Annotated in this window: 27 protein-coding genes and 1 tRNA gene; 19 read left to right on the top strand and 9 right to left on the bottom strand. The window is 65.2% G+C overall.

Features of this window, described 5'->3' with window-relative positions; genetic code table 11:
- Positions 1-13: 13 nt before the first annotated feature.
- The 3 genes from F8237_RS12050 to F8237_RS12040 all read left to right on the top strand — a co-directional run bounded on the left by F8237_RS12050 (position 14) and on the right by F8237_RS12040 (position 1,977).
- A complete protein-coding gene (locus tag F8237_RS12050; RefSeq protein ID WP_143843028.1) occupies positions 14-322 on the top strand; it encodes an EthD family reductase in 309 nt (102 codons plus the stop codon).
- A 197-nt stretch (positions 323-519) separates the two neighbouring features.
- Complete coding sequence (locus F8237_RS12045) at positions 520-1,029, top strand: hypothetical protein (RefSeq protein WP_151644893.1); 510 nt, start codon at positions 520-522, stop codon at positions 1,027-1,029.
- 123 nt (positions 1,030-1,152) lie between these two features.
- Entirely contained in the window at positions 1,153-1,977 is an 825-nt protein-coding gene (locus F8237_RS12040; RefSeq protein WP_151644891.1) for an alpha/beta fold hydrolase, read from the top strand.
- A gap of 12 nt (positions 1,978-1,989) precedes the next feature.
- Here the strand turns inward: F8237_RS12040 and F8237_RS12035 are convergent, their stop codons facing one another.
- Positions 1,990-2,643: a TetR/AcrR family transcriptional regulator gene (locus F8237_RS12035; protein WP_151644889.1), complete on the bottom strand. Its 654-nt coding sequence runs from the start codon at positions 2,641-2,643 to the stop codon at positions 1,990-1,992.
- An 82-nt stretch (positions 2,644-2,725) separates the two neighbouring features.
- Here F8237_RS12035 and F8237_RS12030 point away from each other — a divergent pair, with 82 nt between their 5' ends.
- From F8237_RS12030 to F8237_RS11985, 10 genes are all read left to right on the top strand, one after another.
- Positions 2,726-3,664 (top strand): SDR family oxidoreductase, encoded by a 939-nt coding sequence (locus F8237_RS12030; protein ID WP_151644887.1) that lies wholly within the window; start codon positions 2,726-2,728, stop codon positions 3,662-3,664.
- 26 nt (positions 3,665-3,690) lie between these two features.
- Entirely contained in the window at positions 3,691-4,350 is a 660-nt protein-coding gene (locus F8237_RS12025) for an NAD-dependent epimerase/dehydratase family protein (protein ID WP_162006007.1), read from the top strand.
- Positions 4,351-4,432: 82 nt separating this feature from the next.
- Complete coding sequence (locus F8237_RS12020) at positions 4,433-4,882, top strand: DUF2948 family protein (protein WP_151644883.1); 450 nt, start codon at positions 4,433-4,435, stop codon at positions 4,880-4,882.
- Between the two features lie 185 nt (positions 4,883-5,067).
- Positions 5,068-6,363, top strand: a complete 1,296-nt coding sequence (gene hisD, locus F8237_RS12015; protein WP_151644881.1) for a histidinol dehydrogenase — start codon at positions 5,068-5,070, stop codon at positions 6,361-6,363.
- Positions 6,360-6,857: a UPF0262 family protein gene (locus tag F8237_RS12010; protein WP_151644879.1), complete on the top strand. Its 498-nt coding sequence runs from the start codon at positions 6,360-6,362 to the stop codon at positions 6,855-6,857. Before hisD ends, F8237_RS12010 begins: the two co-directional genes overlap by 4 nt.
- A gap of 131 nt (positions 6,858-6,988) precedes the next feature.
- Positions 6,989-7,456, top strand: a complete 468-nt coding sequence (locus F8237_RS12005; protein WP_151644877.1) for an arsenate-mycothiol transferase ArsC — start codon at positions 6,989-6,991, stop codon at positions 7,454-7,456.
- A 146-nt stretch (positions 7,457-7,602) separates the two neighbouring features.
- Entirely contained in the window at positions 7,603-8,232 is a 630-nt protein-coding gene (locus F8237_RS12000; RefSeq protein ID WP_094976530.1) for a Maf-like protein, read from the top strand.
- Between the two features lie 144 nt (positions 8,233-8,376).
- Positions 8,377-8,559 (top strand): DNA gyrase inhibitor YacG, encoded by a 183-nt coding sequence (yacG, locus tag F8237_RS11995; RefSeq protein WP_151644875.1) that lies wholly within the window; start codon positions 8,377-8,379, stop codon positions 8,557-8,559.
- Positions 8,560-8,757: 198 nt separating this feature from the next.
- A tRNA-Phe gene (locus F8237_RS11990) sits at positions 8,758-8,833 on the top strand.
- Between the two features lie 166 nt (positions 8,834-8,999).
- Positions 9,000-9,974, top strand: coding sequence for a class I SAM-dependent methyltransferase (locus tag F8237_RS11985; protein ID WP_151644873.1), 975 nt, complete (start codon positions 9,000-9,002; stop codon positions 9,972-9,974).
- 1 nt (position 9,975) lies between these two features.
- Here F8237_RS11985 and F8237_RS11980 read toward each other — a convergent pair whose 3' ends face one another.
- Genes F8237_RS11980 through F8237_RS11970 form a run of 3 tightly spaced genes read right to left on the bottom strand, consistent with a single transcriptional unit; the run spans position 9,976 to position 12,720 of the window.
- Complete coding sequence (locus F8237_RS11980; RefSeq protein WP_151644871.1) at positions 9,976-11,097, bottom strand: glycosyltransferase; 1,122 nt, start codon at positions 11,095-11,097, stop codon at positions 9,976-9,978.
- Positions 11,098-11,113: 16 nt separating this feature from the next.
- Positions 11,114-12,250 (bottom strand): glycosyltransferase family 4 protein, encoded by a 1,137-nt coding sequence (locus tag F8237_RS11975; protein ID WP_151644869.1) that lies wholly within the window; start codon positions 12,248-12,250, stop codon positions 11,114-11,116.
- Positions 12,247-12,720 carry a hypothetical protein gene (locus F8237_RS11970; protein WP_151644867.1) on the bottom strand — a complete coding sequence of 158 codons (474 nt, stop codon included), beginning with the start codon at positions 12,718-12,720 and terminating at the stop codon, positions 12,247-12,249. Before F8237_RS11970 ends, F8237_RS11975 begins: the two co-directional genes overlap by 4 nt.
- Positions 12,721-12,881: 161 nt before the next feature.
- Here F8237_RS11970 and F8237_RS11965 point away from each other — a divergent pair, with 161 nt between their 5' ends.
- Positions 12,882-13,130, top strand: a complete 249-nt coding sequence (locus tag F8237_RS11965) for a hypothetical protein (protein ID WP_151644865.1) — start codon at positions 12,882-12,884, stop codon at positions 13,128-13,130.
- A gap of 13 nt (positions 13,131-13,143) precedes the next feature.
- On the opposite strand, the gene F8237_RS11960 is transcribed toward F8237_RS11965, so the two are convergent.
- The 3 genes from F8237_RS11960 to F8237_RS11950 all read right to left on the bottom strand — a co-directional run bounded on the left by F8237_RS11960 (position 13,144) and on the right by F8237_RS11950 (position 17,817).
- Entirely contained in the window at positions 13,144-14,286 is a 1,143-nt protein-coding gene (locus tag F8237_RS11960) for a helix-turn-helix transcriptional regulator (RefSeq protein ID WP_151644863.1), read from the bottom strand.
- A gap of 41 nt (positions 14,287-14,327) precedes the next feature.
- Positions 14,328-15,473, bottom strand: coding sequence for a helix-turn-helix transcriptional regulator (locus F8237_RS11955; RefSeq protein WP_151644861.1), 1,146 nt, complete (start codon positions 15,471-15,473; stop codon positions 14,328-14,330).
- A 319-nt stretch (positions 15,474-15,792) separates the two neighbouring features.
- Positions 15,793-17,817, bottom strand: coding sequence for a hybrid sensor histidine kinase/response regulator (locus F8237_RS11950; protein ID WP_374761631.1), 2,025 nt, complete (start codon positions 17,815-17,817; stop codon positions 15,793-15,795).
- A 348-nt stretch (positions 17,818-18,165) separates the two neighbouring features.
- On the opposite strand from F8237_RS11950, the gene F8237_RS11945 reads away from it, so the two are divergent.
- The 3 genes from F8237_RS11945 to F8237_RS11935 are packed head-to-tail and all read left to right on the top strand — an operon-like array spanning position 18,166 to position 20,832.
- The gene (locus F8237_RS11945) at positions 18,166-18,828 is read left to right on the top strand and encodes an FABP family protein (protein ID WP_151644857.1); all 663 of its coding nucleotides are present in this window, start codon (positions 18,166-18,168) and stop codon (positions 18,826-18,828) included.
- Positions 18,829-18,850: 22 nt separating this feature from the next.
- Positions 18,851-19,552 (top strand): RibD family protein, encoded by a 702-nt coding sequence (locus F8237_RS11940; RefSeq protein ID WP_151644855.1) that lies wholly within the window; start codon positions 18,851-18,853, stop codon positions 19,550-19,552.
- A gap of 8 nt (positions 19,553-19,560) precedes the next feature.
- Positions 19,561-20,832: a flavin monoamine oxidase family protein gene (locus tag F8237_RS11935; RefSeq protein ID WP_151644853.1), complete on the top strand. Its 1,272-nt coding sequence runs from the start codon at positions 19,561-19,563 to the stop codon at positions 20,830-20,832.
- Between the two features lie 31 nt (positions 20,833-20,863).
- Here F8237_RS11935 and F8237_RS11930 read toward each other — a convergent pair whose 3' ends face one another.
- Positions 20,864-21,169 (bottom strand): hypothetical protein, encoded by a 306-nt coding sequence (locus F8237_RS11930; RefSeq protein WP_151644851.1) that lies wholly within the window; start codon positions 21,167-21,169, stop codon positions 20,864-20,866.
- Between the two features lie 116 nt (positions 21,170-21,285).
- Positions 21,286-21,861, bottom strand: a complete 576-nt coding sequence (locus F8237_RS11925; protein WP_151644849.1) for a cysteine hydrolase family protein — start codon at positions 21,859-21,861, stop codon at positions 21,286-21,288.
- A 310-nt stretch (positions 21,862-22,171) separates the two neighbouring features.
- On the opposite strand from F8237_RS11925, the gene F8237_RS11920 reads away from it, so the two are divergent.
- Positions 22,172-24,007: an AMP-dependent synthetase/ligase gene (locus tag F8237_RS11920; RefSeq protein ID WP_151644847.1), complete on the top strand. Its 1,836-nt coding sequence runs from the start codon at positions 22,172-22,174 to the stop codon at positions 24,005-24,007.
- A gap of 55 nt (positions 24,008-24,062) precedes the next feature.
- A complete protein-coding gene (locus tag F8237_RS11915; protein WP_151644845.1) occupies positions 24,063-25,661 on the top strand; it encodes an oleate hydratase in 1,599 nt (532 codons plus the stop codon).
- The last annotated feature ends 42 nt before the right edge of the window (positions 25,662-25,703 follow it).

Below are 25,703 nucleotides of genomic sequence, written 5' to 3'. Positions count from 1 at the left end.
AAGGGAGGACTCAATGGCCGAACTCGTCGTGCTCTACAAGACGCCCAAGGACGCTGCCGCTTTCGACAAGCATTATGCCGAGACCCACATTCCGCTCGCCAAGAAATTGCCGGGTCTGAAGAAATACGCCGTCAGCACCGGGCCGGTCGGTTCCCCCGCTGGACCGTCCGGCATCCACCTCGTCGCAATCCTCACCTTCAACAGCGTGGCCGACATCCAGGCGGCCTTCGGCAGCGAAGCGGGCAAGGCCGCTGCTGGCGACGTGCCGAAATTCGCCAGCGGCGGCGCCGACCTGTTGATCTTCGACACCAAGGAAGTGTGATCCAGCTTTCGTCGAAGACCTGAGCGCCCGGGGCTACAAACTGCTCTCGTTTGTGACAGCGCTGCAAGAAATTCAGCCATGCGTTTGTCGATTCGCACGACGACGCATGGCTGCGCACGAGCCTGTGACTTCGCGCCATTCGATGAGGACCGTAATACTAATCCTCCGACCTCAACGTTGAGAGTAGGAGAGATGCCGTGATGCTTGGATTGAGCCTGCCCGCCTTCACGATGGTCCATGTCATCATCAGCCTGATCGCCATCGCCGCCGGCCTCGCCGTGATGTTCGGCCTGCTCAGCTCGAAGCCGATGCCCGGCCTCACCGCGATCTTCCTGCTGTTCACGATCCTCACCAGCGCCACCGGCTTCCTGTTTCCGTTCAAGGAACTGCTGCCGTCGCATATCATCGGCATCATCTCGCTGGTGCTGCTCGCGATCGCCTGCTTCGCGCTCTACGGCATGAAGCTTGGAGGCGTCTGGCGTCCGGTCTACATCGTGACCGCGATGATCTCGCTCTACTTCAACGTCTTCGTGCTGGTGATCCAGTCGTTCCTGAAGGTGCCGGCCCTCGCCGCGCTCGCCCCCGCCGTGCCGCCGAATCCGCCGGGAGGTCCCGTGTTCGCCGCGGTGCAGGGCATCGTGCTGGTGTTCTTCGTGGTGCTGACCATCGGCGCCTGGCGCCGCTTCAAGCCGATGGCGTTTGCCTGATCGCCCGATTGTCATCGTCCCGGGCGGTGCGCGGCATCGAACTGCGGACATCGCATAACCATCTCCAAGTCGCCGGCTCGCGCTTCGCGGGCCCCGGACTGATTTTCACTGAAGGAGCCATTCATGCCCACCATCACCACCAAGGACGGCGTCGAGATCTTTTTCAAGGATTGGGGCGCCGGCCAGCCGATCGTGTTCAGCCATGGTTGGCCGCTGTCGGCCGACGACTGGGACACGCAGATGATCTTTTTCGCGAACCGCGGCTATCGCGTCATCGCCCATGACCGCCGCGGCCACGGCCGCTCGTCGCAGGTCTCCGATGGTCACGACATGGATCACTACGCCGACGATCTCGCGGCCGTGACGGCGCATCTCGATTTGAAGAACGCCATTCACGTCGGCCATTCCACCGGTGGCGGCGAGGTCGTGCATTACATTGCGCGCCATGGCGAGAGCCGGGTGGCGAAGGCCGCGATCCTCTCCGCGGTGCCGCCGTTGATGGTGCAGACGGCGGCCAATCCGGGCGGCCTGCCGAAGAGCGTGTTCGACGGTCTGCAGGCCCAGCTCGCCGCCAGCCGCACCGGCTTCTACCGCGACCTCGCCTCCGGCCCGTTCTATGGCTACAACCGCCCCGGCGCGAAACCTTCGGAAGCGGTGATCCAGAACTGGTGGCGCCAGGGCATGATGGGCGGCGCCAAGGCGCACTATGACGGCGTCGTCGCGTTCTCGCAGACCGACTTCACCGAGGATCTCAAGAAGATCACGGTGCCGGTGCTGGTGATGCACGGCGATGATGACCAGATCGTGCCCTACGCCGACTCCGCGCCGCTGTCGGCCAAGCTGCTCAAGAACGGCACGCTGAAGACCTACAAGGGCTTTCCGCACGGCATGCCGACCACGCACGCCGAGACCATCAACGCGGATCTGCTGGCGTTCTTCAAGGCGTGAGGTTGAGGCACCTCACGTCAAGATCGCCCTGATCGCATCGAAGGTGCGCTTGACGAAGACGTCCGGCTTCTCGCGCGCACCTTCGCCGATCCAGCTCTCGCCGCCGACGCGCATCGCGCCGGTGGCGATCATGGCGACGAGCCGTGCCTTCAACCTGTCCGGTTTGGTCCTGGCGCGCTGCGCCAAGCCTTCGGCGAGCGCCCGTTCGAGCTTCTCGTATTTGAGCTGGTCGCGGGCCTGAAGCGCGGGATTGTCGCGCTTGAGCCGCGACATCGCTGCGGCTTCGGCCGGGTCGATCCGCTTGAGCGCTGCGGCAATCGCATTCTCGGCCGCCGTCAGCATGGATTCGCTCGCGGGCCGCGCGACGATCTCGGCGACCAATGCGCTTGCCGCGCCCTCCTGCCAGGCGGCGACCACGTCTTCCTTGGAGGCGAAATAGTGGAAGAAGCTGCGCCGCGACACGTCCGCAGAGGCTGCGATGTCGTCGATGGTCGTGGCCTCGAAGCCGCGCTCCAGGAACAGCGCCATCGCCCCCCGGGTCAGCCGCTCGCGGGTCTCCTGCAGCTTGCGCTGGCGCAGGCCGGGGGCGTCAGGCGATTTTGCGCCTGCCGGCAACGGCTTGGCGCTTGTCCTGACCGATTTCGCGGCGGGCTTCGAAACCTTCAAATTGTTTCACCTCTTGCAAAATTGCACTCAGTGCATATTTAGACCGGTCGCGGGCCTTTTCCAGCCCGAACGGAGTTATGGCATGACCGACTGGACGACGGCAGACATCCCCTCTCTCAACGGCAAGACCGCCGTCGTGACCGGAGCAACCGGCGGCCTCGGCTACGAGACGGCGATGGCGCTGGCGGGCGCCGGCGCCATTGTCATACTCACCGGGCGCAGCGACGCAAAGGGCCTGCGGGCCATCGAGGGCATTTGCGAGCGGTTTCCCAACGCCCTGATCGCCTACGAGCATCTCGACCTCGCAAGCCTTGCCTCCGTCGCCGATTTCGCCAGGCGCTTCGCCGCCAGTAATGAGCAGCTCGACCTCCTCGTCAACAATGCCGGCGTGATGGCGCTGCCGAAGCGGCAGCAAACCGAGGACGGTTTCGAGATGCAGCTCGGCACCAATTATCTCGGCCATTACGCGCTGACCGCGCGCCTGCTGTCGCAGCTTCGCCGCGCGAAGGGGGCGCGCGTCGTCAATCTCTCCAGCCTCGCACACCGTTCCGGCGCCATCAATTTCGACGATCTCCAGGGCAAGCGCTCCTATCGCCCCTGGCGGGCCTACTGCCAGTCCAAGCTGGCGATGCTGATGTTTGCACTCGAATTGCAGCGCCGCAGCCTCGCGGCCGGCTGGGACCTGATGAGCGTTGCCGCCCATCCCGGCTACGCGCGGACCGATCTCATTCCGAACGGGCCGGGTCAGGACCGTTGGCTCTGGCAGATCAACAAGCGGCTCCAGCCTTTCATCAGCCAGTCCGCGGCCGAGGGCGCGCTGCCGACCTTGTTCGCCGCGACCTCGCCCGCTGCCGAAGCTGGCGGCTATTACGGTCCGAACTGGTTCTACGAATTGAAGGGGTCCCCGGTGCCGGCGAGGATCATGCCGCAGGCGAAGGATTTTGCCGCCGCCGCAATGCTGTGGGATGTCTCGGCAACCTTGACCGGTGTATCCTTCGACGAGATCGCGGCCGCCGCATGAGCCGCGAGACCGATGGGGACGTCCCGATGCAAGTCATCATCTTCGGCGCGACCGGCATGGTCGGGCAGGGTGTGCTGCGCGAGTGCCTGATCGATCCCGGCATCGCGCGCGTGGTTGCGGTGGGTCGCAGCCCGACCGGTGTGCGCAACACCAAGCTCACCGAGATCACGCACGGCGATTTCTGGGACTATTCGGCGATCGAGTCGCAGCTGACAGGCTTCGATGCCTGTTTTTTCTGTCTCGGCGTCTCCTCGATCGGCATGAGCGAAGAGCGCTACCGCCATCTCACCTATGATCTCACGCTCGCCGCTGCGACCACGCTGGCGCGGCTCAATCCGCAGATGACCTTCACCGACGTCACCGGCGCCGGCACCGATTCCACCGAGCAGGGCTTGCGGATGTGGGCGCGGGTCAAGGGCAAGACCGAGAACGACCTGCTCAAGCTGCCGTTCAAGGCGGCCTATATGTTCCGGCCCGGCGCGATCCAGCCTCTGCACGGCATCCGCTCCAAGACCGCCTGGGTGCAGGCGGTCTATACGGCAACCTGGCCGCTCTGGTCGGTGCTGCGCCGGATTTCGCCGCGGCTCGTCACCTCGACCGAGCAGATGGGCCGCGCCATGATCCATGTCGCCCGGGCCGGTTATCCCCGGAAGGTGCTGGAGATGGAGGATATCAATAGCCTCTGATCCGCCGGCCCGTTAGTTTGCGCGGAAATTTCGGCGTCCGCGTGCGTTGAGCCGTATCCGCCCCAGAGGAGAAGAGTCGTTGATGTCTCCCCAGCTCAAGCTGATCGCGCTCGATGCCGATGATCTCGCCGTGATCTCGACCCATGTGCAGGACGCCCGCGTCCAGCCCGCCGATATCATCTGGCGGCAGAGCGAGAAGCGTCTGGTGGTCGGCATGAGCCGGCTGGACTGGGAGCAGACGCTGGACGGCGAGGCCGAGCCGCGCCGGCTGGTCGCGGCGCTCCGCTTCGACCGCGTGCTCGCCTGCAAGTCGCGCAACATCGACCTCGGAGCGTCGGACAGGGTCCTGGACCTCCTCGGCATCGAGTTTCACCCCCGGGACGGCCGCGACGAAGAGCCCGGCGGCAGCGCTCTGCTCCTGTTCGCCCAGGGCGGCGCCATCCGGCTCGACGTCGAATGCCTGGAATGCGAGCTGACGGACCTCGGGGCGGACGAGCTGGGGGCGGGAGTGGAGATCGAGGGGGAAGGGTAAGATGACCAGTATACCAATCAGACCGGCCGAGGCCGTTGCCGGAACGCTGCCTTCCAAGGCGGCTGTCAGGGGTTGACCGCCAAGGGTTGGCCGCCAAGGGTTGACGCAGCTTCCCCGCCGCGCCATTGAGCAGGGGGCCCGGTGAGCCAAGCCGCGCCCCCAAAACCAGCAGAAGCCAAGCCAAGATGCCCGTTCGTCTCGACCGCAGCAGCGCCGATTTTGACCAGCGATTCGCGGCGTTCCTCGCCGCCAAGCGCGAGGTCTCGGCCGACGTCGAGGCCACCGTGCGCGCCATCGTGGACGATGTGGCCAAACGTGGCGACGCCGCCCTGCTCGAGGCCACGGCAAAGTTCGACCGGCTTTCGCTGGATGCATCCGGCCTTCGCGTCACCGCCGCCGAGATCGAGGCCGCGGTGAAGGCTTGCGACGTCGCGACGCTGGACGCGCTGAAGCTCGCGCGCGACCGCATCGAGACCTATCATCGCCGCCAGCTTCCAAAGGACGAGCGCTTCACCGATCCGCTCGGCGTCGAGCTCGGCTGGCGCTACACCGCGATCGAATCCGCCGGCCTCTACGTGCCCGGCGGCACTGCGGCCTATCCGTCCTCCGTGCTGATGAACGCGGTGCCTGCCAAGGTCGCCGGCGTCTCGCGCCTGGTCATGGTGGTGCCGTCGCCGGACGGCAAGCTCAACCCGCTGGTTCTGGCCGCCGCCAGGCTCGGCGGCGTCAGCGAGATCTACCGCGTCGGCGGCGCGCAGGCCGTCGCCGCGCTCGCGCACGGCACCGCGACGATCGCGCCGGTCGCCAAGATCGTCGGCCCCGGCAACGCCTATGTCGCCGCCGCAAAGCGGCTGGTGTTCGGCAAGGTCGGCATCGACATGATCGCCGGCCCCTCCGAGGTGCTGGTGATTGCCGACGACACCGGCAATGCCGACTGGATCGCCGCTGATCTGCTGGCGCAGGCCGAGCACGACGCCAGCGCGCAATCGATCTTGATCACCGATTCCGCGCGCCTTGCAGCCGACGTCGAAAAGGCCGTCGAGGCGCAACTGAAGACGCTGCCGCGCGCCGCGATCGCCGGCGCCTCCTGGGCCGATTTCGGCGCCATCATCATGGTGAAGAACCTGAGCGAGGCGATCCCGCTGGCGGATGCGATCGCCGCCGAGCATCTCGAGATCATGACGACCGATCCCGACGCGCTCGCCGCAAAGATCCGCAACGCCGGCGCGGTGTTCCTCGGTGCGCATACGCCCGAAGCGATCGGCGATTATGTCGGCGGCTCCAACCACGTGCTGCCGACGGCGCGCTCGGCGCGGTTCTCCTCAGGCCTGTCGGTGCACGACTTCATCAAGCGCACCTCGATCCTGAAATGCGGTCCGGACCAGCTGCGTGCGCTGGGTCCGGCCGCAATGACGCTCGGACAAGCGGAGGGGCTGGATGCCCATTCGCGCTCGATTGGATTGCGCCTCAACCTGTCATGACCCAGCCGCCCGAACAGGACGACTCGACCAATCGCATCGTCGCGGTCACCCTCGACGAGGAATCGATCGGCCGTTCCGGGCCCGACATCGAGCATGAGCGCGCGATCGCGATCTACGACTTGATCGAGCAGAACCTGTTCGCGCCCGATGGCGCGGATGGAAAAGGTCCGTTCACGCTGCATATCGGCATCACCGGCAACCGGCTGATGTTCGACATCCGCCGCGAGGACGGCACGCCCGTCGTCGCGCATCTGCTCTCGCTGACGCCGTTCCGGCGGATCGTGAAGGACTATTTCATGATCTGCGACAGCTACTATCAGGCGATCCGCACCGCGACGCCGGACAAGATCGAGGCCATCGACATGGGCCGCCGCGGCATCCATGACGAGGGTTCGCGCACGCTGCAGGAGCGGCTGAAGGGCAAGGTGCGGGTCGATTTCGAGACCTCGCGACGGCTGTTCACGCTCATTACCGTCCTGCACTGGAAGGGTTAGGGCATGATCCCGAAAAGTGGGCACCGGTTTTCGGTCCAGATCATGCGCAATACAAGCTGCTGCATGGCCCGGAAAAGTGTGCAGCGGTTTTCCGACAAGGCCATGCCCTCTTTTTTTAGAGGCTAAGCGCGATGGCGGGTTCGCCACGCGCAAGCAATCCGCAATCGGTGCTGTTCGCCTGCGCCATGAACAGCGTGCGCTCGCCGATGGCCGAGAGCCTGCTGCGGCACATGTTTCCGCAGGGCCTCTACGTGAAGTCGGCCGGCACGCGGCGCGGCGAGCTCGATCCGTTCGCGGTCGCGGTGATGGACGAGCTGGGACAGGACATTTCCGCCCACAAGCCGCAGACCTTCGAGGAGCTGGAGGATTGGGAGGGGCTGAATTTCGACCTCATCATCACGCTCTCGCCGGAGGCGCACCACAAGGCGCTGGAGCTGACCCGCACGCTCGCTGCCGAGGTCGAATACTGGCCGACGCAGGATCCCACCATCATCGAAGGCAGCCGCGACCAGAAGCTTGCCGCCTATCGCGACGTCTGCGACCAGCTCCTGATGCGCATCCGCAAGCGTTTTGCGAAGGCAGGCGCGGCGAGCGGGTAGCCGTAACACCGGCGTCACAGACCGCAGGCACACGATGCCGGAAACCTCGAATCACCAAACCTCGGGTTCCCGGGTTGTGAAATCAGCCCCCTTCCGATAGGTTCCGCGCGCAATTCACCCCCTGCTTCAATCCCCCAAATCACCTGATGCTCGGCCGCCCCAAATTCGTACTTGCCTCCGGTTCGCCGCGACGCCTGTCGCTGCTCAACCAGGCCGGCATCGAGCCGGACGCGCTCCGGCCGGCCGACGTCGACGAGACGCCGAAGCGGGGCGAACTGCCGCGCGCCTGCGCCAATCGCCTCGCCCGCGCCAAGGCCGATGCGGCGCTGAAATCGGTGCAGCTCGACGACGAGCTGCGCGGCGCCTTCATCCTCGCCGCCGATACGGTTGTGGCGGTGGGCCGCCGCATCCTGCCCAAGGCCAACCTCGTGGACGAAGCCGCGCAGTGCCTGCGGCTGCTGTCGGGCCGCAACCACCGCGTCTACACCGCTATCACCCTGGTCACACCGCGCGAGGCCTTCCGCCAGCGCCTGGTCGAGACCCGTGTCCGCTTCAAGCGCCTGTCGGAGGACGACATCCAGGCCTATATCGGCTCCGGCGAATGGCGCGGCAAAGCCGGCGGCTACGCCGTGCAGGGCATCGCCGGCTCCTTCGTGGTGAAGATGGTGGGGTCCTACACCAACGTGGTCGGCCTGCCGCTCTACGAGACCACCACGCTGCTCGGCGGCGAGGGGTTTCCGATCCGCTTCGGCTGGCTCAACGCCACGGCCATATGAGCGCGCCAGCCGCGCCGGACAAAAGTCTCGAAAACAACCCCATGCACAGTAGAATCGGCCGGCGGCCAGCTTGCGCGTCCGCTGCGGGAACCCGTTTGCCGATAGGCCCTTGAACCTGATCACCTCGTGTAGGCTGCAGCCACCATGGACGACCACGTCAAAAAGCCCGCCGGGCCCCTCAAAACCTGCCCGATCTGCGGCAAGCCGCAGGCCGAGGCCACCCGTCCGTTCTGCTCCCCGCGCTGCCGGGACGTCGATCTGAACCGCTGGCTGAAGGGCTCCTACGTCATCCCAGGCCGCGACGACGAAGCGGATGGCGAAGAATAAATAAGCAATATCAATATATTAATTGATGGTCCGACGGTCCTCGCGTCGGCCGCGGCGAGGCCGCCCCATCTTGTGCACAGCCGGGCTGCGCCCGGCGAAGCCTCTTGGCGAAGCCGGGTGGACAGGCAGCCTTCGCCCCACTATAAACCGCCCGCTCGATGGGTCTTGACCTTCTCTTTGGTCCCTCTCTTGGAGCACGCCCAGGTAGCTCAGTTGGTAGAGCATGCGACTGAAAATCGCAGTGTCGGTGGTTCGATCCCGCCCCTGGGCACCATGACTTCCATCCCCGCCCTTGTGACCTTCCTGACGCCGGCCAGTGCGAAGCAAGGCGGCGCGGTGGCGCTTCTCGTATCGACCGGATAAGAGATGCGCACTCTATTGGGCGAGAGCTGCCGTTGAGCGGGTTCCGGTCGGTAGCGGACCCATCACTCGCCACACTCATGCGTCAGCCAGCGTTTTCCCTCCTGCCGGATCTGTATCGCCTCGACAGGCAGCTGCAGCCGCTGCCCTGTCCTGTCTGCAACGCGTGCAAGCCGCTGCGCGTGCTGCGCCGCGATCGATATCTCCTGCGCGTCGACCTTTCGATTTGCGAGGATTGCGGGGCGATCTATCTGGCACGGGGGCTCGCGGGCGACATCGCAACTCGCTTCTACGCCGATCTCTATCCGCGGCTGATGGGCGTGGGAATCTATTCAGCTCCCGTGCTCGGCCAGTTGCGCCTTGCGGCGGGTTATCGCGTCAATGCCATTCGCAGCGTCGCGGGTGTGGTCGACGACATCGTCGATATCGGCGCCGGTCATGGCTTCTTCCTGGCAGCCTGCCGCGACGCCGGCAGCAGGAATTATTGGGGCGTCGAGCCCGGCCCGCTGCAGCGACGTTATGGCGAAGACAATCTCGGCCTGCGCGGCCGCATCGTTGCCGGCGATTTCGGATCGCCCGCCGCTGCGCCATTTCAGCCGCAAATGGTCACCATGTTCCACGTCCTCGAACATCTCGAGCAACCCGGCGCAACGCTCGATGTGATCGCCGGCTGGCTGCCGCGCGATGGCTGGCTCGTGATCGAGGTTCCCGATCTGGAGGATTGGTCGCAGATCGGACTGCAATATGCCCATGTGTCACATCGCAGCTATTTCACGGGGGCGACATTGACCGCGCTGCTGGCGCGGCATGGCTTCCGCGTGCACGCCATGCAACGGGAGCTCTACGGCATTCACCCGACCAATCTCAGGGTTTTCGCACGCGTTGGCGACGCCGATCCCGGCCTTCCCCGGCCTCCCGATGTGGTTCGGTTGCGCCAGCAGATACGCGAGCAGATGCAGCCGTGGCGGCTCACCGACGGTTACCCAAAATCGGCATGGCGGCTCGGAAAGCTGGCCATCGCGGGGGGGCTGAACCCGCCGCCGATTACGCCTTAGATCATGCGTTGGCCCGCTCGGCGAGCACGTCGCGGTAGAGATCGATATAGGCGTCGGCCATCGCCTCCGCTCCGAACAGCGTGCGGCAACGTTCGAGAGCACGTTGGCCCATCTGCGCCGCAAGGGGCGGATCGTCCTTGAGACGCCGCATGGCGGCGGCGAGCGCCTGCGAATCGGCAGGTGGCACCACGAGGCCGGTGATGTCGGCCTGGTTGATGTGGCTCGTGCCGGTGCCGATCGCCGTCGTTATCAAGGGCTTTGCATGCAACCCGCCTTCGAGCAGCGCGACGCCGAACGCTTCGGCGCGCAGGTGAGAAGGAAGCACCAGCGCGCCGCAGAGCGACAGGACGGCCGCCTTGTCCTCTTCGGACAGGCTCCCGAGAAAGACGATGGGAGATCCGCCTCGAGCTTGCTGCCGCAGGCGACGCTCCATCGGCCCGGTCCCCACGATTACGGTTGGAAGTCCGGTCAGTTTCGCCGCCTCGATCAGGAACGCGAGGCCTTTGTAATATCTGAGCACGCCGATGAAGAGGAAGAAGCCCTCACCAAGCCGCTCCCGCCACGCTCGTACGGCCTGCGGCCTGGGCGAGGGATAGGATTGCGGATCGATTCCGATTGGAATCACGCGGACCTTGTCCGCATACCGCTGCAGCACCGCGCTCGTCTGCAGATAATCCGGCGAGGTTGCGACGATGCGATCGACCTTCCGGAGGAAGCGGTCGGCGAGCGGCCTGTAGATCTTGAGCAGGTGTTTCTGGCGAATGATGTCGGAGTGATAAGTGACAACGCTCGGCTTGCCCTGCGACAGCAGCAGATGGATCACATCCATGAACGGCCATGGATAGTGGAAGTGCACGATATCGGCGTCTTGCATCAAATGCAGAAAGCGGCGCGCCGCCGTCAGCGAGAAGCCGGTGGAGGCGATCTCGAAGCTCTGGCGGACCCGGTGAATGCGGTAGTCGTTTCGGTCCAGTGGCGCGAGCTTGCCGGGTTTGGTCGACAACGCTAGCAGGTCGACGTCGACACCACGGCGGGCGAGGCCCGTCGCGAGCTGGTCGATGCAGAGCTGGACGCCTCCGACCGTGTCGGGGAGGCTGGTCTTGTAGAAGTGCAGGACCTTCACGGCAGATGAGCCGTCATCACGCGGCCAGCTCCCGATAGACCGCGCACGTCCTCTGCGCACAACGGTCCCAGCGGAAGCCGGCGGCACGGGCCGGGCCGCGCAGTTTCGCCTGGGAACGCCAGGTCTCGTCGTCGAGCGCGCGTTCAATCGCGCGCGCAAGCGCATCGGCGTCGTGCGCCGGTGCGGTCTGCGCGACATCGCCAGCTGCTTCCTTGAGTGCCGCGGCGTCCGAGCAGACCACGGGAACGCCGGAGGCCATGGCCTCGAGCGGTGGCAGGCCGAAGCCCTCATAGAGCGACGGATAGACGAACAGGCGCGCGCCGGCGATCAGCGCCGGAAGCTGCCGTTCCGGGACGTAGCCGAGATAGGTCAGCCACCCCTCGCGCGCGGCCTTTGCAATCCGTGCATGCAGCTCCGCGCTCTCCCAGCCGCGATAGCCTGCGAGGACCAGCGGATATTGCGAGCGCCGCTGCGCCGGCAGTTGCTCGAAAGCGTCCAGCAGTGTCCGCAAATTCTTGCGCGGCTCGATGGTGCCGACATAGAGGCAGTACGTGTCGGGCTGCAGGGCGAACGTGCTCAACTCCTTGGCCAGCTCGGCTGGCGCGCGGGGATGGAAATCCGCGCCAATGCCGAGCGGGATCACCCTGATGCGATCGGCATCGACCCCCAGGACGCGCGTGATCTCAGCTTTCGAGAATTGTGAGACCGTGACGACGAGTTCGGCGCGCTGCAGGGACAGGGCGACTTCCTTGTGCATGTAGCGGACCCGATCCGGCCGATGATATTCCGGGCTCGTGAACACGGAGACATCGTGGATCGTGACGATGCTCCGCCCGGCAAAGGCGGGCAAATAGTAATTGGTTCCGTGCAGCAGCGCGTTGGTTTCACCACGCAAGGCGCGGGCCCGGCGGTATCCCTGATAGCGGCGATAGATCGACGTGGGCAGGCTGAAGCCGGACAGCATGTCCCGTACGACAGGGACGAGCGGATGGCCCGATGCCGCTGCGGGGAGCGTGTCGAGAAGGGCGTCACCTTGCAGGAAGGTGAGGTCTAGTTCGGGAATCGCTGCGAGATGGCGGGCAAGCTCGAGCGTGTAGCGACCGACGCCGGTCAGCGGTTGCCTGATCGCATCGACAGAGAGAATGACCTTCACCGGACAGCTCGCTCGTCGTGGCGTGCGGACGGCCTGGCACCTGCGACCTTGAGCGCCGTTGCCTTGCGAATGGCCCAGGATACGGGACGCAACAATGCATAGGCGAAGGCCAGATGTTTCGGCAGCCGGATCAGCTTGAGATCTTCGCCGCTCGCGAGCGCGAGGAGGGCCTGCGTCCGCCAATGTCGCCAGCCGCGGCCGAGCGCGAAATGCGACAGCCGTACCCGCGTCGTCCCCAGCGCGGTCTCTTCCAGTTCGGTTGCGCCATCTCCGGTCATGATCGTATCGAGCGCAACCTCGCTGAGCTTGCGCACCGTACGGTCGTTGGCGAGCGCGTCGCGCGTGACCGCGTCGAGCGGCATATCGAGCAATTCCGACGCCAGCCAAAGCGCCTGTCCGACCGGTCGCTGCAGACCGACCCGGTCTGCCAGCGCGAGCAGGCGCTGCGGCGCGCCCGGATCGGCGCTCATCAGGACGTCGATGTCCGCCAGCCATTTCAGGCGGCTCCAGATGGTGGAGAAAGTGCAGTTAATTCCGGAACCGGATCGTACTCCGCCATTGGCATTGTGCTTGCTCAGTTGGAGCCAACGCCAGGCCCAACTCGCTGGGCCGTTTCAGGTTGAGGCAAACGATGCACGAAGTGTCCCGTTCTGGTGCGGCAGGAGAACTCCAGCTCAATGCGCTGATCGCCGATTTGTGGTGGCGTGTTCGGCTCATGAACACCGACATTCTCGAAGAAGAAGCCCGAGCGGGGGTGTTTGACGTCCGGGAGCCGGCATATCCGCTGCTCGCGCTTAACCTTCGCGCGCGACGCGACAACCTGGTCTCGACGATCGGCGTGCTTGAGCAACGTACCAAACCGGCAACTGAAGCGGCTTGAGAGCGGTCTTCGCCTAGACCGGAAACGTCAGCGACTTCGCCAGCCTGACCAGATCGACCTGGCGCCGGCACCCTGTCTTCTCGAAGACATGAAACAGGTGGCTCTTCACGGTGCTGAGGGAAATGCCGAGCAATTCACCGATCGCGGCGCGCGTCTGTCCCTCGCAGATGAGCTCGAAGATTCGAATCTCGGCCGGCGTCAGGTCGTAGAGCTGGTTGAGCGCATCGTGAGGCATTCGCGGCGGCCCGGAGGCTGACGCCACGAACAGAGCGGCGGCGGCGCGCTGGATCAGGCCGGATCGCATGTGGCTGCGTCGCAGCGGCAGAACGTGAATGACAAACGGGTCCCCGCTCGGGCGCGGGATCGGGATGCCGATGCCTCTCTGGCCGAGCGTCGCCTCGTCTTTCGCGGCCTGCGCGACGGCGGATTGCAGTGCGCCGGTGGTCGCCGCGAATTGGACGGCAATCCGTCCCTGGCGATTCACGATCGGGTCACCGGCTGCGAGCATGGAAGTGGCCGCGGCATTGGCGTGAACGATCCGCGAATCCTCGTCCGCCAGGACGACTCCGACCGTCAAGGCCTCGACTGTCGCCGCAAATGTCGCGGCTTCCACCGCCTTCATGTCGAAGAAATGGCTGATCGTCACCGCGCGGCGGATGTGAGGCGCAAGAAGGCGCAATCCGCCGACCTGCGCATCGTCAATGGATCCGGCCGACTCATGCTGGCTGAAGATCGCATTGCCGACCATCGCCTCGTCGCGAACGAGGCCGACGGCAACGGCGTCGAACAGGCCCCTGGGCAGGGCCCATTCGCGATAATAGCGGTTGCCGGCGATGACGTCCTGCCGGACGGCCTGGGATTGAACGATCGGCTCCCCCAGCGGGTATTGCTGAATGCGCTCGGCGCCGCCCCAGAGCTCGATGATGTCGGCACCATAGCCGATCCCGTTCTGCGCCATCTGGGCGAGGTCGCTGCCGGAGACCGCGTTGACGACGGCCTTCATGTTGGTGAGGCTGGCGACCGAGAGCGCGCCGGTGGCAAAGCCGAACTCGGCGCAGATGTCGTCCAGAACTCCGGTCCAGCGTTCAGGCGCGATCACACAATCATAGATGCCGCCGATGAGATCCGAGAATTCTTCGACCGAAGCCTGCTGCATTCCAAACCACTCACTTGAAAGTCACGGACGCTACGCGAGAACTAGACCGGGAATGTCAGCGACTTCGCCAGCCTGACCAGATCGACCTGGCGCCGGCACCCCGTCTTCTCGAACACATGAAACAGGTGGCTCTTCACGGTGCTGATGGACACCCCGAGCTGCGACGAGATCGCGTCACGTGTATGGCCGTCGCAGATGAGCTCGAAGATGCGAATCTCGGCCGGCGTCAGGTCATAGAGGTGGACGAGGGCATCATGAGGTAGCTGCGGCGGACCGGAGGCCGACGCCACGAACAGCGCGGCAGCCGCGCGCTGGATCAGGCCGGATCGCGTTTGGCCGCGTCGCAACGGCAGAACGTGGACGACGAGCGGATCGCCGCTCGGGCGCGGGATCGGGATGCCGATGCCTTTCTGGCCGAGTGCCGCTTCGTCCTTCGCGGCCTGTGCGATGGCCGATTGCAATGAGGTGGTCGTTGCCGCGGACTGAACCGCGATCCGGCCATGCCGCGTCAAAATCGGATCGCCTGCCGCGAGCATCGCGGAGGCTGCGGCGTTGGTGTGAACGATCTTCGAATCCTCGTCCGTCAGGACGACGCCGACCGTCAGGGTTTCCACGGTCGCGGCGAATGTCGCGGCTTCGACGGTCTTCATGTCGAACAGATTGCTGATGATCACGGCGCGGCGAATGTGAGGGGCGAGAAGGCGCAATCCGTCGACCTGCGCATCCTCGATCGCTCCGTCCGCTTCATGCTGGCTGAATGTCGCATTCCCGATCATGGCTTTCTCGCGAACAAGGGCGACGCCGACGGCGTCGAACAAGCCCTTGGGGAGAGCCCATTCCCGGTGATACCGGTTGCCGAGGATGATCTCCTCGGGAACGGCCTGGGATCGAATGATCGGTTCTCCAAGCGGATATTGCCTGATGCGCTCGATACCGCCCCAGAGCTCGACGATATCGGCCACATACTCCTTGCTGGTCTGGGCCATCGTCGGGACGGGGTCGGTTCCGGAGGCGGCGTTGACGCCGATCCTCACGTTCGTGAGGCTGTAGGCCGAGAGCACGGCGGTCGCAAAGCCGAACTCGGTACGAATCTCGTTCAGAACCTCAGTCCAGCGTTCCGGTGCGATGACACAATCGTAGATTTTGCCGATGAGGTCTGAGAATCTTTCGACCGAAGCCTGCTGCATTCCGAACCATTCACTTGAATATCAATGACGTCACTTGAAAGCTATATTGCGAGCGGCTTCATCGCCTATGGCGAATTTCACAATCCCGAGCCAATGGTCTTATCATCGCGATTCCGCCGGGCAAACGGGAACCCCGACCACAAGCTGTTGTAACGCCTCTTGCGCGGCTGCCATGATCTTCGCGAATGGCGGGATGCGTGTTGAATGCGCGAGTCCAGTGCTCGTCCTGTACGGTGTTGATTAAAACGGTGGCAGACGCGATGTCGCTTTCGATCTTCCAGCTGCGGTGTCCATATCGCTCGAGCGGGCTGTTTATTCCCTACCGTCCCGTCTTCGCCAGGTTGGCAAGACTCGCCGCCAGCTCATCGCTCCGGAACGGCTTGGTCAGCCGCGACAGGTCCGGCGTGATGCCTTCATTGTTGGCGTAGCCTGAGACGACGAGGATCTGCAGTTCGGGATATTGATTGCGTAGCGCGAGGCCGAGGTCCGTTCCGCTCATGCCCGGCATCAGATGGTCCGTGACGAGCAGGTTCGGCCGCAGTCCGTCGCTCACGCGCTGAAGCGCGTCCTCGGCGGAGGCGGCCTCGACGACCCTGTAGCCGAGCTCGCTCAGCATCTCGGCGGTGCTCATGCGCACCAGAGGCTCGTCATCCACCAGCAGCGCCGTGCCGACGGGAAGCGGCCGCAGTTTGGGTTGCGGGGCCGTGTCGATCGCGGCCGCGGCCGCGTGGCTGACCGGCAGCCACAATTCCACCGTCGTTCCCGCGCCCACGGCGCTCCTGATCGTCAGCGCGCCGCCGAGTTGCGATGCGAGGCCGTGGACCATCGAGAGGCCAAGGCCGGTGCCTTGCCCGACGCCCTTGGTCGAGAAGAACGGTTCGACGGCGTGGGCCAGTGTCGTTTCGTCCATGCCGATGCCGGTATCGGCGACCGAGATGCAGATATAGGCGCCGGGTGCCAGGCCCGATTTGTTCTCGCTGGTCACGGTCCTTGCCTTGGCCGAGATGCGCAATCCGCCGCCGTCGGGCATGGCGTCGCGGGCATTCACGCTGAGGTTCAGGATGGCCATCTCGATCTGGTTGGGATCGGCCATCGCTTCGGGAAGGCCTTCCGGTGTGTCCACCGTCACCTGGATTTGCGGCCCGGTCGTGCTCGAGATCAGATCGCCCATGTCGGCAACGAGCCGGCCGATGTTGACCGGAACAGCCTGGAGCGGTTGCCGGCGCGCGAAAGCAAGAAGTCGCTGGACCAGCGTCTTGGCACGCTCTGCTGCCTGGGCTGCGCCGGCGATCAGCCGATGCTCGCGCTCGCCGCCGATGCCCTTGCGCTGAAACATGTCGAGCAGGCCGACGATCGGCGTCAGCAGATTGTTGAAGTCGTGCGCAACACCGCCGGTCAGCTGGCCCATGGCCTCCATCTTCTGCGCCTGGCGCAGCGCCGCCTCGGCCTGGGCGAGCCGTGCCTGCTCCTCCAGGCGATCGGTCACGTCCGTCCCGGTCAGGAACGCGCCGATCCGCGTGCCGTCAGGCGCGCGCAGCGTTTCGAATTTCATTTCGAAGACCCGGCGGTCGAACCTGGGATCGCCGAACTCCTCGATATTGGTGAAGGCCTCGCCGCCGAGCGCGCGGGTCCAGATCGCGGTTGCCGCAGCGAGATGCTCGGGCCGGTCGGCGAGGAATTCATGCAGGGAATCGCCGACCTTCGGCCACTTGCCGTAGATGCGCTCATAAGCCTCGGCGCAAGCCGTGTTGATGGCGACCCAGCGATAGTCGAGGTCGAGGGCCTGAATCTGCCCGTCGGTGGTCTCCACGATCGTGGCAAGCAGGTGCCGCTCGGCGGTCCGTTCCGTCACGCGCTGCTCGAGCGTGGCATTGAGCTCCCGGTAGCGCGCTTCGCTCGCCCTCAACTGCGTCTCGCCGAGAACACGGTCAGTGGTTTCGGAGACGATGCAGAGCACGCCGCCGACCGAGCCATCGTCGTCGGGTACGGCCGAGTAGGAAACGTCCCAGTAACTCGTCTCGCCATAGCCATGACGCTCGACGTAGAAGGGACGATCCTTGGCGGCGAACGTCTTCCTTGTCCGGCGGACGCCGGCCAGCAGCGGTTCGAGATCGTCCCACAGCTCGCCCCAGTTCTCGATCGCGGGGCGGCCGAGGGCGCGGGGGTGATTGGCGCCGATGCCCGGCGCGTAGGCGTCATTGTACAGCGCCACGTAATCGGGCCCCCAGAACAGGACGATCTGGGCCTGGGCTGCCAGCAGCATGCCGACCGTCGTCTTCAGGGCCTGGGACCATTGGCGGGGATGACCGAGCGGTGAATCCGACCAGTCGAGGGCGCGCATCATGGCGCCAAGCTCGCCCCCTTCAGCGAGGAAGCCCATATCAGTTGACTGCCGAGCAGCTTTCTCAGACAGCACCGGACCCCCTCGCGACGCGTGACCATGGGCAAGTGACTTGAGGCAAGTGACTTGAGGCAAGTGACTTGAGGCAAGTGACTTGAGGCAAGTGACTTGAAACAAGTGACTTGAAACAAGTGACTTGAAACAAGTGACTTGGATATCCTGCCCAATCGAGCCCCATTCAAGGACTCTTACTCAAGGGCCTATAACGCGCAGGGCGGCATCTGGTTCCATTGCAGTCGATTCGCGCCATCCTTGTGCTATTGCTGCTTCCCGCAACGACGCGAGGCCCCCATGCTCCCCCTTCCCGCCGACATCTTCACCGAACCCGAGGACGTCTCGCCCGACGGACTCGCCAATCTCGGCCCGCTCCGCCGTCTTGCCGGGGTCTGGCAGGCGGACAAGGGCATCGACGTCAATCCAAAGGCGGAGGGGCCGGAGCGGCGTACCTTCATCGAGCACATCCGGATGGACCCGATCGATCCGCAGGCCAACGGGCCGCAGTTGCTCTACGGGCTGCGCTATCACATTCACATCAACACCCCTGAGGAAGACATTACCTTCCACGACCAGGTCGGCTATTGGCTGTGGGAGCCTGCGACCGGGCTGATCATGCAGACGCTGGCGATCCCGCGCGGGCAGGTGCTGCTCGCGTTCGGCAACGCCAGGCCGGACGATCGAAAGATCGCGGTCACGGCGAAGCGCGGCGACACCGCCTACGGGATCTGCTCGACCGATTTTCTCGAACAGGCTTTCCGCACCGACTCTTACCGCTGCGACATCAGCTTCAACGATGACGGCAGCTGGACCTATCTGATCCAGACCGAGTTGTTCGTCCGCGGCGCGCCGTTCAATCATCACGACAGCAACACGCTCAAGATGGTGGCTCCGCCGAAGCTCAATCCGCTCGCGGTGATCGTGAACGATCGTGCCAAAGGCGGCGGGCCGGCCGCGTGAAAAAGAAGTTCGGAGATTTTGCATGAAGCCCTACGTCATCTGCCTGATGGCCTCCAGCCTGGATGGCCGCACGCATCCCAGCCGCTGGCGTCCGAAGAGCGTTGGCGGTGACTGGTTCGAGAAGATTCATGACGAACTCGGCGGCGATGCCTGGGTGATCGGCCGCGTCACCGGCTCGGAATTCGCCAAGGGCAAGCCCTATCCCGCAACGTCCAGCGAAAAGTTTCCGCGCGAAAACTGGATCGCGCGGCGCGATGCGAAGACTTATGGCGTCGTGCTCGATGCGCACGGCAAGATCGGCTGGGGCCGCTCGGACATCGGCGGCGATCCGATCGTCGTGGTGCTGACGGAGGGCGTGCCGGATTCGCACCTCGCCGGCCTGCGCGCTGAAGGCGTGTCCTACATCTTTGCTGGCAAGTCCGAGATCGACCTGGCCCTGACGCTGGACATCCTCAACCGCGAGCTCGGCGTGAAGCGCCTGCTGGTCGAGGGCGGCGGCGTCGCCAATGGCGCGTTCCTGCGCGCCGGCCTGATCGACGAATTCAACCTGATCCTTAGCCCCGCGATCGACGGTGCCAGGGGCGCCCCCTTCGTGTTCGACTCAACCGAGGCCGACAGCGAGCAACGCGCGCCGCTGACCGCAATGACGCTGGAAAGCACGCGGGATCTTGGCGGCGGCGTCTTGCTGCTGCGGTACCTGATCCAGAACGGCGTGAGCAGATAAGCATCGGCATGTCCAGGCAATCGGAACACATCGTCGTCGTCGGTGCCGGCGCGGCCGGGCTGATGGCGGCGCGCGCGCTGGCGCGTGCGGGCAAATCGGTGACGATCCTGGAGGCGCGCGAGCGCTGCGGCGGACGGATCCATCCGCTGCCGGCGTCGGAATTCGGCTACCCCGCCGACGCCGGCGCCGAATTCATCCATGGCGATGCGCCCGTGACGCGCGCCTTGCTGCGCGAGGCCGGGCTATCGTCGCAGCTGATCGAAGGCCAGCAATGGAGCTTCGACGGCACCCGATTGTCGCGTGAGGATCGCCTCGATCCGCACGAGGCCGAGCTGCATGCCGTGCTCGGGCAACTGAAGGACGACCTCACGGTCGCCGATTTCCTGCGCCGCCATTTTGCCGGCGAGGACTATGCGCAGCTGCGCTATTCGATCGAGCGCATGGTCGAGGGCTACGACGCCGCCGATCCCGAGCGCGCTTCGACGCTGGCGCTGCGCGCGGAATGGATGGACGGCGGGCACCACACCCAGGCGCGCATCGTCGGCGGCTATGGCGCGCTGATCGATTTTCTGGCGGAGCAATGCCGCAGGCATGGCGTTGCGATCCGCTTTGGCAGCGTGGTGTCGGCGATCACGGAGGAGGGCGGCGCGCTGGTGGTCCGCTGCGCCAGCGGCGACGTGCAGGCCTGCGATCGCGTCCTCCTCACCGTGCCGTTGCCGTTGTTGCGCGACATCGCTCTGCCCTCGGCCGCACGCGCGAAAGCTGCGGCTGCGGACGACATCGGCTTCGGCAGCGTCATCAAGATCCTGCTGCGGTTCACGCAGCCATGGTGGCGCGAGCGGGGTGAAGATCTCGCGGACATGACCTTCCTGCTGTCGGACCAGACCATCCCGGTATGGTGGACGCGGTATCCGGATCAGCATCCTGTTCTTACCGGCTGGTTCGGCGGCCCGCGGACGACGGAGCTGAACGGCCTCGATCCGCAAGGGCTGATCGATGCCGGGCTGGGCTCGCTCGCCGCCATCTTCGGCCTGCCGCGCGATGACATCGCGCGCGATCTCGTGGCGGCTGCCGCGACCAACTGGGCGCACGATCCTTTCGCACGCGGTGCCTATTCCTGGGCGACGCCGCGGACGCGTGCGGCGCAGGCCTTTCTCGGGCAGGCCGACGGCCCGGTGCTGTTCTCCGGCGAAGCGCTCTATCACGGAAGCGACATGGGCACGGTCGAGGCGGCACTGGCGAGCGGGCTGGAGACGGCGAGGCTGATCTTGGGCGGATGAAAAAGGCCCGCATCTCTGCGGGCCTTGTCTCTCACCAGCGGCTGCCGCCGAAGCTGAAGGTCACGCCGGGGCCACCGCCGCCGTAATAGCCGTACGGTCCGCCGCCGTAGTAACCGTGGTGGCGCGGATAATGGCCATAGCTCCGGTAGTGCGGACGATGATGGCCGTAGTGTTGCCGCCAGTGATGATGGTGGCGATGGCCATGATGGTGGTGCCTGTGCTGCGCGCTGATGTCGGTCGGCGCTTTTTGCTTCGCGCCGGCCTTGCCGGCCGCGTTGGCGGATCCGCCTGCGAACGCCGCAGCACCGACGGCCATCGCGACAAAGAGATACTTCATGTCATCACTCCAGTTGAACGTGGTGTGACAACAGACATGCGCCCGCCACGTTCCGGCGTCGAAACGACGCAGATCAGTTCCGATCAACGTATGTGAATAGCGGAACGTCGCGCGATCTATTGTCGCATGGCTTCGAGCGATGCGATCACTTCATTGGTGGTGACGATGCGCGCGAATTCGCCGTTGAGATTCGACAGCGTCATCGCGTGGATCTCGTCAGCCGAATGCCTGTCGCCATCGGGCCCGATCCGGTCGAAGGTCCATGTCGCATCGCGCACGAGCGCAGCGTCGAAGCCGAGATTGCCGGCCATCCGGGTCGTCGTCTCCACGCAATGATTGGTGGTGGCGCCGCAGATGACGAGCGTGGTGATATTGCCTGCACGCAGCCGGCTTTCGAGGTCGGTGCCGATGAAGGCGCTGTTGACGCGCTTGACGATCACCGCCTCACCAGGCGCTTCGTGCGCCTCGTCCTTGACCGCATAGCCGGAGCGCGACGGCAGGAACGACGAGCTCGGCTTGGTGCCTTCGTGGCGGATGTGGAAGATCGGCGCGCCGTGCGCCCTGAACGCGGTCAGCAGATCGACGATGCGCTTGACCGCATCCGGATTGTTGCGTCGCTTGCCCGCAGCCTCCCATTCGTCGAATGCGCGCTGGACGTCGACGACGATGAGGGCGGGGAGGGGATTGGGCATGGACGGCGGCCTTCAGGCTTGCTTGCTGGGGTAGTATGCGAGGCGATAGGACTGGCGGGCAATGCCGATCTTCCCTCGTTTCGGGACAGCTCTCGTGCCCCGGCTCTGCGTCGCATCACTTCGTGCCGCGCCGCGTCCGGGACACGAGAGCGGCGATAAACCTGTGGTGTTTGGGATATGCAACGGTCGCGCGTCATGGCGGCGCTCCGAAGCATGGCGGCCTTGCTGAGGATCAAGGCGGCGAGGGCTGGTTAGCCTAGGGTCGAGGCCCCAGATAGACCGGGAATCGATCAAGTTTCGAAAGGACGTCATGCCAGCGCTACTCAGTCAACCGCCGATCAGTCAAGCACAGGCGCTTGCCGAGGTGACGACGTTGCCGGAGCTGCTGCGCTGGCGCATCAAGGCGACGCCGGCGGCCGAGGCCTATCGCCATTTCGACGCGGATGCGGGGCGCTGGGTCGGCCAGTCCTGGCAGGAGATCGACGCCGAATTCGAGCTCTGGCGGCGGGCGTTGGCCGCGGAAAGCTTTGCGCCCGGCGAGCGGGTGGCGATCCTGATGCCGAACGGCATCCCGCATGTCGCGATGGACCAGGCGGCGCTGTCGCGCGGCCTGGTGCCGGTGCCGATGCATGCGGTCGACAATCCCGATAGCATCGCCTACATCCTCGCCGATTCCGGCGCGCTGCTGCTGTTCGTGGATTCGCTGGCGCGCTGGCAGACCATCGTGGCCACCGGCCAGCAGCTGGACCATCTCAAGCGCATCGTCTGTGCGGACGCGACCGGCCTTGCGGCGGCCGATGCGCGCATCGTCGCGCTCGACCAATGGCTCGCCTCCGCGCCGGGCGCGACGGCGCCGCTGCCCGACGTGGCGGTGAATCCGGACGATCTCGCCTCCATCGTCTATACCTCGGGCACGACCGGACGGCCCAAAGGCGTGATGCTGTCGCATGACAACATCATCGCCAATGTGAAGGCGATCGCGCATCGCATCGCGGCGTCGACGGAGGATGTCTTCCTGTCCTTCCTGCCGCTCTCGCACACGTTCGAGCGCACCGGCGGCTATTACTATCCGATCGCGGCCGGCGCCTGCGTCGCCTATGCGCGATCGGTGCCGCTGTTGTCGGAGGACCTGAGGCAGGTGCGGCCCACGGTCTTGATCTCTGTGCCGCGAATCTATGAGCGCATCTACGCGCTGATCATGCAGCACCGCGCAACGGCAGGCGCCGTCGAGCGCGCGCTGCTCGATCTCACGCTCGCCATTGGCGGCCGGCGCTTTGACGCGCGGCAGGGACATGGTGCGTTGTCGCTGCGTGACCGGCTGGCCTGGCCGCTGCTCAAGCGGCTGGTCGCGGACAAGGTGCTGGCGCAGCTTGGGGGGCGCCTGAAGGTCGCGGTCTCCGGCGGCGCGCCGATCGCCGAACCCGTCATCCGACTGTTCCTGTCGCTCGGGCTCGACGTCCTCCAGGGCTACGGCATGACCGAGACCTCGCCGGTGGTCTCCGTCAACACCATCGAGGACAACGATCCGCACTCGGTCGGCCATGTGCTCGACGGCATCGAGGTCAGGCTCGGCGACAACGACGAACTGCTGGTGCGCGGCCCCAGCGTGATGCTCGGCTATTGGCACAAGCCGGACGAGACGCGCCGCGTCAAGGATGCCGACGGCTGGCTGCACACCGGCGACCAGGCCCGCATCGAGGACGGGCGCATCACCATCACCGGCCGCATCAAGGACATCCTCGTCACCTCCACCGGCGAGAAGATCGCGCCGGTCGACCTCGAGACCGCGATCCTTGCCGATCCGCTGTTCGAGCAGGCGCTGGTGGTCGGCGAGCAGCGGCCGTTCCTCACTGCACTGGTCGTGCTCAACGCGAAAGCCTGGGTGCAGGAGAAGGAAAGGCTCGCGGCGAGCGGCAAGCAAGGCGGCGCGGCGGAGCGCGCGGCTCTGCTGGCGCGGATCGCGGCAGCGGTGAAGGCCTATCCATCCTACGCGACGCCGCGCGCGGTGTGGTGGACGCTGGATCCCTGGACCATTGCGGCGGGCCTGCTCACGCCGACCCTGAAGAACAAGCGCCCCGCGCTCGAACATCGCTTCGCGGACGAGATCGCGCAGATCTACGCGAAGAAGCCGCTCACGTCCTCTTGAACGCAGCGCCCATGGCGCTTGATCCAGCGCAATCTCGGCCGCCGCCCCGCATGCAATCTCGCCGCGAAAATTCGAACTGCAATCGAGGCAAGTCATGAAGGCGTATTTCATCGGTGGTGGCATCGGATCGCTCGCGGGCGCGGCGTTCCTGATCCGCGATGCGCAGGTGACGGGTCGCGATATCGTGATCTACGAGGCGCAGCCACTGGTTGGCGGCAGCCTCGACGGCGCGCAGCTCGCAAACGGCGCCTACTCGCTGCGTGGCGGGCGCATGCTCACCACCGATCACTACGAATGCACCTGGGACCTGCTGTCGGACATTCCTTCGCTCGAACGTCCCGGCCTCAGCGTGCGCGACGAGACCGTTGCGTTCAACGTGGAGAATCCGGCGCATTCGCAGGCGCGACTGGTCGACCGCAACCGCTTCAAGGTCGACGTCTCGCATATGGGCTTCTCCGCGCGTGACCGGCTCGAGCTGCTGCGGCTCACGGAGGCCTCGGAGGAGACGCTCGGCGATAGCCGCATCACCGACTGGCTGTCGGCCGGATTCTTCGAGTCGAATTTCTGGTACATGTGGCAGACCACCTTCGCCTTCCAGCCCTGGCACAGCGCGGTCGAGCTGAAGCGCTACCTGCACCGCTTCATGAGCGAATTCCCGCGTATCGAGACGCTCGCCGGCGTCAAGCGCACCGTCTACAATCAGTACGACTCGATCGTGCGGCCGCTTGCCGACTGGCTCAAGCGGCAGGGCGTGCAGTTCGTGCGCGGCACCCGCGTCACCGACATGACGCTCGAAGACGAGAACGGTCGCGTGCGTGTGCGCAATCTCGTGCTCGACCGCGACAGCCGCATCGCCAATGTCCGTCTCGATGACGGCGACCTCGTCTTCTTCCAGAACGGCTCGATGACCGATGCGTCCAGCCTCGGCTCCATGACTGATCCGGCTCCCCGCCTGACCAAGGCCGACAGCCAGGGCTGGGCGCTCTGGGAGACCATCGCGAAGGGGCGTCCCGAATTCGGCAATCCGTCCGCGTTCAACACCTCGATCCCTGAATCCTGGTGGCAGTCGTTCACCGTCACCTGCCGCGATCCGCGCTTCTTCGACAAGATGGAAGCGTTCTCCGGCAACAGGGCCGGTACCGGCGGCCTCGTGACCTTCAAGGATTCCAACTGGCTGCTGTCGGTCGTGCTCTATCACCAGCCGCATTTCTCCGGCCAGCCGAGAGACGTGCAGGTGTTCTGGGGCTACGCGCTGCATCCGGACCGCGTCGGCAATTTCGTCGCCAAGCCGATGTCCGAATGCGGCGGCGCGGAGATCCTGAAGGAGCTGTGCGGGCACCTGAATTTCGATGCGGGCGTGTTCGACAATTCGATCTGCATTCCCTGCCGCATGCCCTACATCACCAGCATGTTCATGCCGCGCCACGTCACCGACCGGCCGTTGCCGGTGCCCACGAATTCGGTCAACCTCGCCTTCGTCAGCCAGTTCGTCGAGATCCCCGAGGACGTCGTGTTCACGGTCGAATATTCGGTGCGCGCGGCGCAGACGGCGGTCTATCAGCTCATGAAGGTCGATCGGCCGGTGCCGCCGGTGACCCGCCACGACAAGTCGCTTTCGGTGATCTTCGCGACGCTGGAAAAGGCCTTCGCGTAAAATGCTTCTCCCCTCTCCCCGTTCTTATGGGGAAGAGGCAGG

The sequence above is a fragment of the Bradyrhizobium betae genome, assembly GCF_008932115.1.
Lineage (GTDB): Bacteria > Pseudomonadota > Alphaproteobacteria > Rhizobiales > Xanthobacteraceae > Bradyrhizobium > Bradyrhizobium betae.
This window is presented reverse-complemented; position numbering and strand designations above follow the sequence as displayed.

Coding starts and splice junctions, on each gene's coding strand:
- F8237_RS11930 (WP_151644851.1), bottom strand. CDS start 21,169: ATGAAGTATCTCTTTGTCGCGATGGCCGTCGGTGCTGCGGCGTTCGCA.
- F8237_RS12050 (WP_143843028.1), top strand. CDS start 14: ATGGCCGAACTCGTCGTGCTCTACAAGACGCCCAAGGACGCTGCCGCT.
- F8237_RS11960 (WP_151644863.1), bottom strand. CDS start 14,286: ATGCAGCAGGCTTCGGTCGAAGAATTCTCGGATCTCATCGGCGGCATC.
- F8237_RS12005 (WP_151644877.1), top strand. CDS start 6,989: ATGGCGGGTTCGCCACGCGCAAGCAATCCGCAATCGGTGCTGTTCGCC.
- F8237_RS11945 (WP_151644857.1), top strand. CDS start 18,166: ATGCTCCCCCTTCCCGCCGACATCTTCACCGAACCCGAGGACGTCTCG.
- F8237_RS12040 (WP_151644891.1), top strand. CDS start 1,153: ATGCCCACCATCACCACCAAGGACGGCGTCGAGATCTTTTTCAAGGAT.
- F8237_RS12000 (WP_094976530.1), top strand. CDS start 7,603: ATGCTCGGCCGCCCCAAATTCGTACTTGCCTCCGGTTCGCCGCGACGC.
- F8237_RS12020 (WP_151644883.1), top strand. CDS start 4,433: ATGTCTCCCCAGCTCAAGCTGATCGCGCTCGATGCCGATGATCTCGCC.
- F8237_RS11965 (WP_151644865.1), top strand. CDS start 12,882: ATGCACGAAGTGTCCCGTTCTGGTGCGGCAGGAGAACTCCAGCTCAAT.
- F8237_RS11920 (WP_151644847.1), top strand. CDS start 22,172: ATGCCAGCGCTACTCAGTCAACCGCCGATCAGTCAAGCACAGGCGCTT.
- F8237_RS12030 (WP_151644887.1), top strand. CDS start 2,726: ATGACCGACTGGACGACGGCAGACATCCCCTCTCTCAACGGCAAGACC.
- F8237_RS11950 (WP_374761631.1), bottom strand. CDS start 17,817: ATGATGCGCGCCCTCGACTGGTCGGATTCACCGCTCGGTCATCCCCGC.
- F8237_RS11940 (WP_151644855.1), top strand. CDS start 18,851: ATGAAGCCCTACGTCATCTGCCTGATGGCCTCCAGCCTGGATGGCCGC.
- F8237_RS11985 (WP_151644873.1), top strand. CDS start 9,000: ATGCGTCAGCCAGCGTTTTCCCTCCTGCCGGATCTGTATCGCCTCGAC.
- F8237_RS11955 (WP_151644861.1), bottom strand. CDS start 15,473: ATGCAGCAGGCTTCGGTCGAAAGATTCTCAGACCTCATCGGCAAAATC.
- F8237_RS12025 (WP_162006007.1), top strand. CDS start 3,691: ATGCAAGTCATCATCTTCGGCGCGACCGGCATGGTCGGGCAGGGTGTG.
- yacG (WP_151644875.1), top strand. CDS start 8,377: ATGGACGACCACGTCAAAAAGCCCGCCGGGCCCCTCAAAACCTGCCCG.
- F8237_RS11925 (WP_151644849.1), bottom strand. CDS start 21,861: ATGCCCAATCCCCTCCCCGCCCTCATCGTCGTCGACGTCCAGCGCGCA.
- F8237_RS12010 (WP_151644879.1), top strand. CDS start 6,360: ATGACCCAGCCGCCCGAACAGGACGACTCGACCAATCGCATCGTCGCG.
- F8237_RS11935 (WP_151644853.1), top strand. CDS start 19,561: ATGTCCAGGCAATCGGAACACATCGTCGTCGTCGGTGCCGGCGCGGCC.
- hisD (WP_151644881.1), top strand. CDS start 5,068: ATGCCCGTTCGTCTCGACCGCAGCAGCGCCGATTTTGACCAGCGATTC.
- F8237_RS11970 (WP_151644867.1), bottom strand. CDS start 12,720: ATGAGCGCCGATCCGGGCGCGCCGCAGCGCCTGCTCGCGCTGGCAGAC.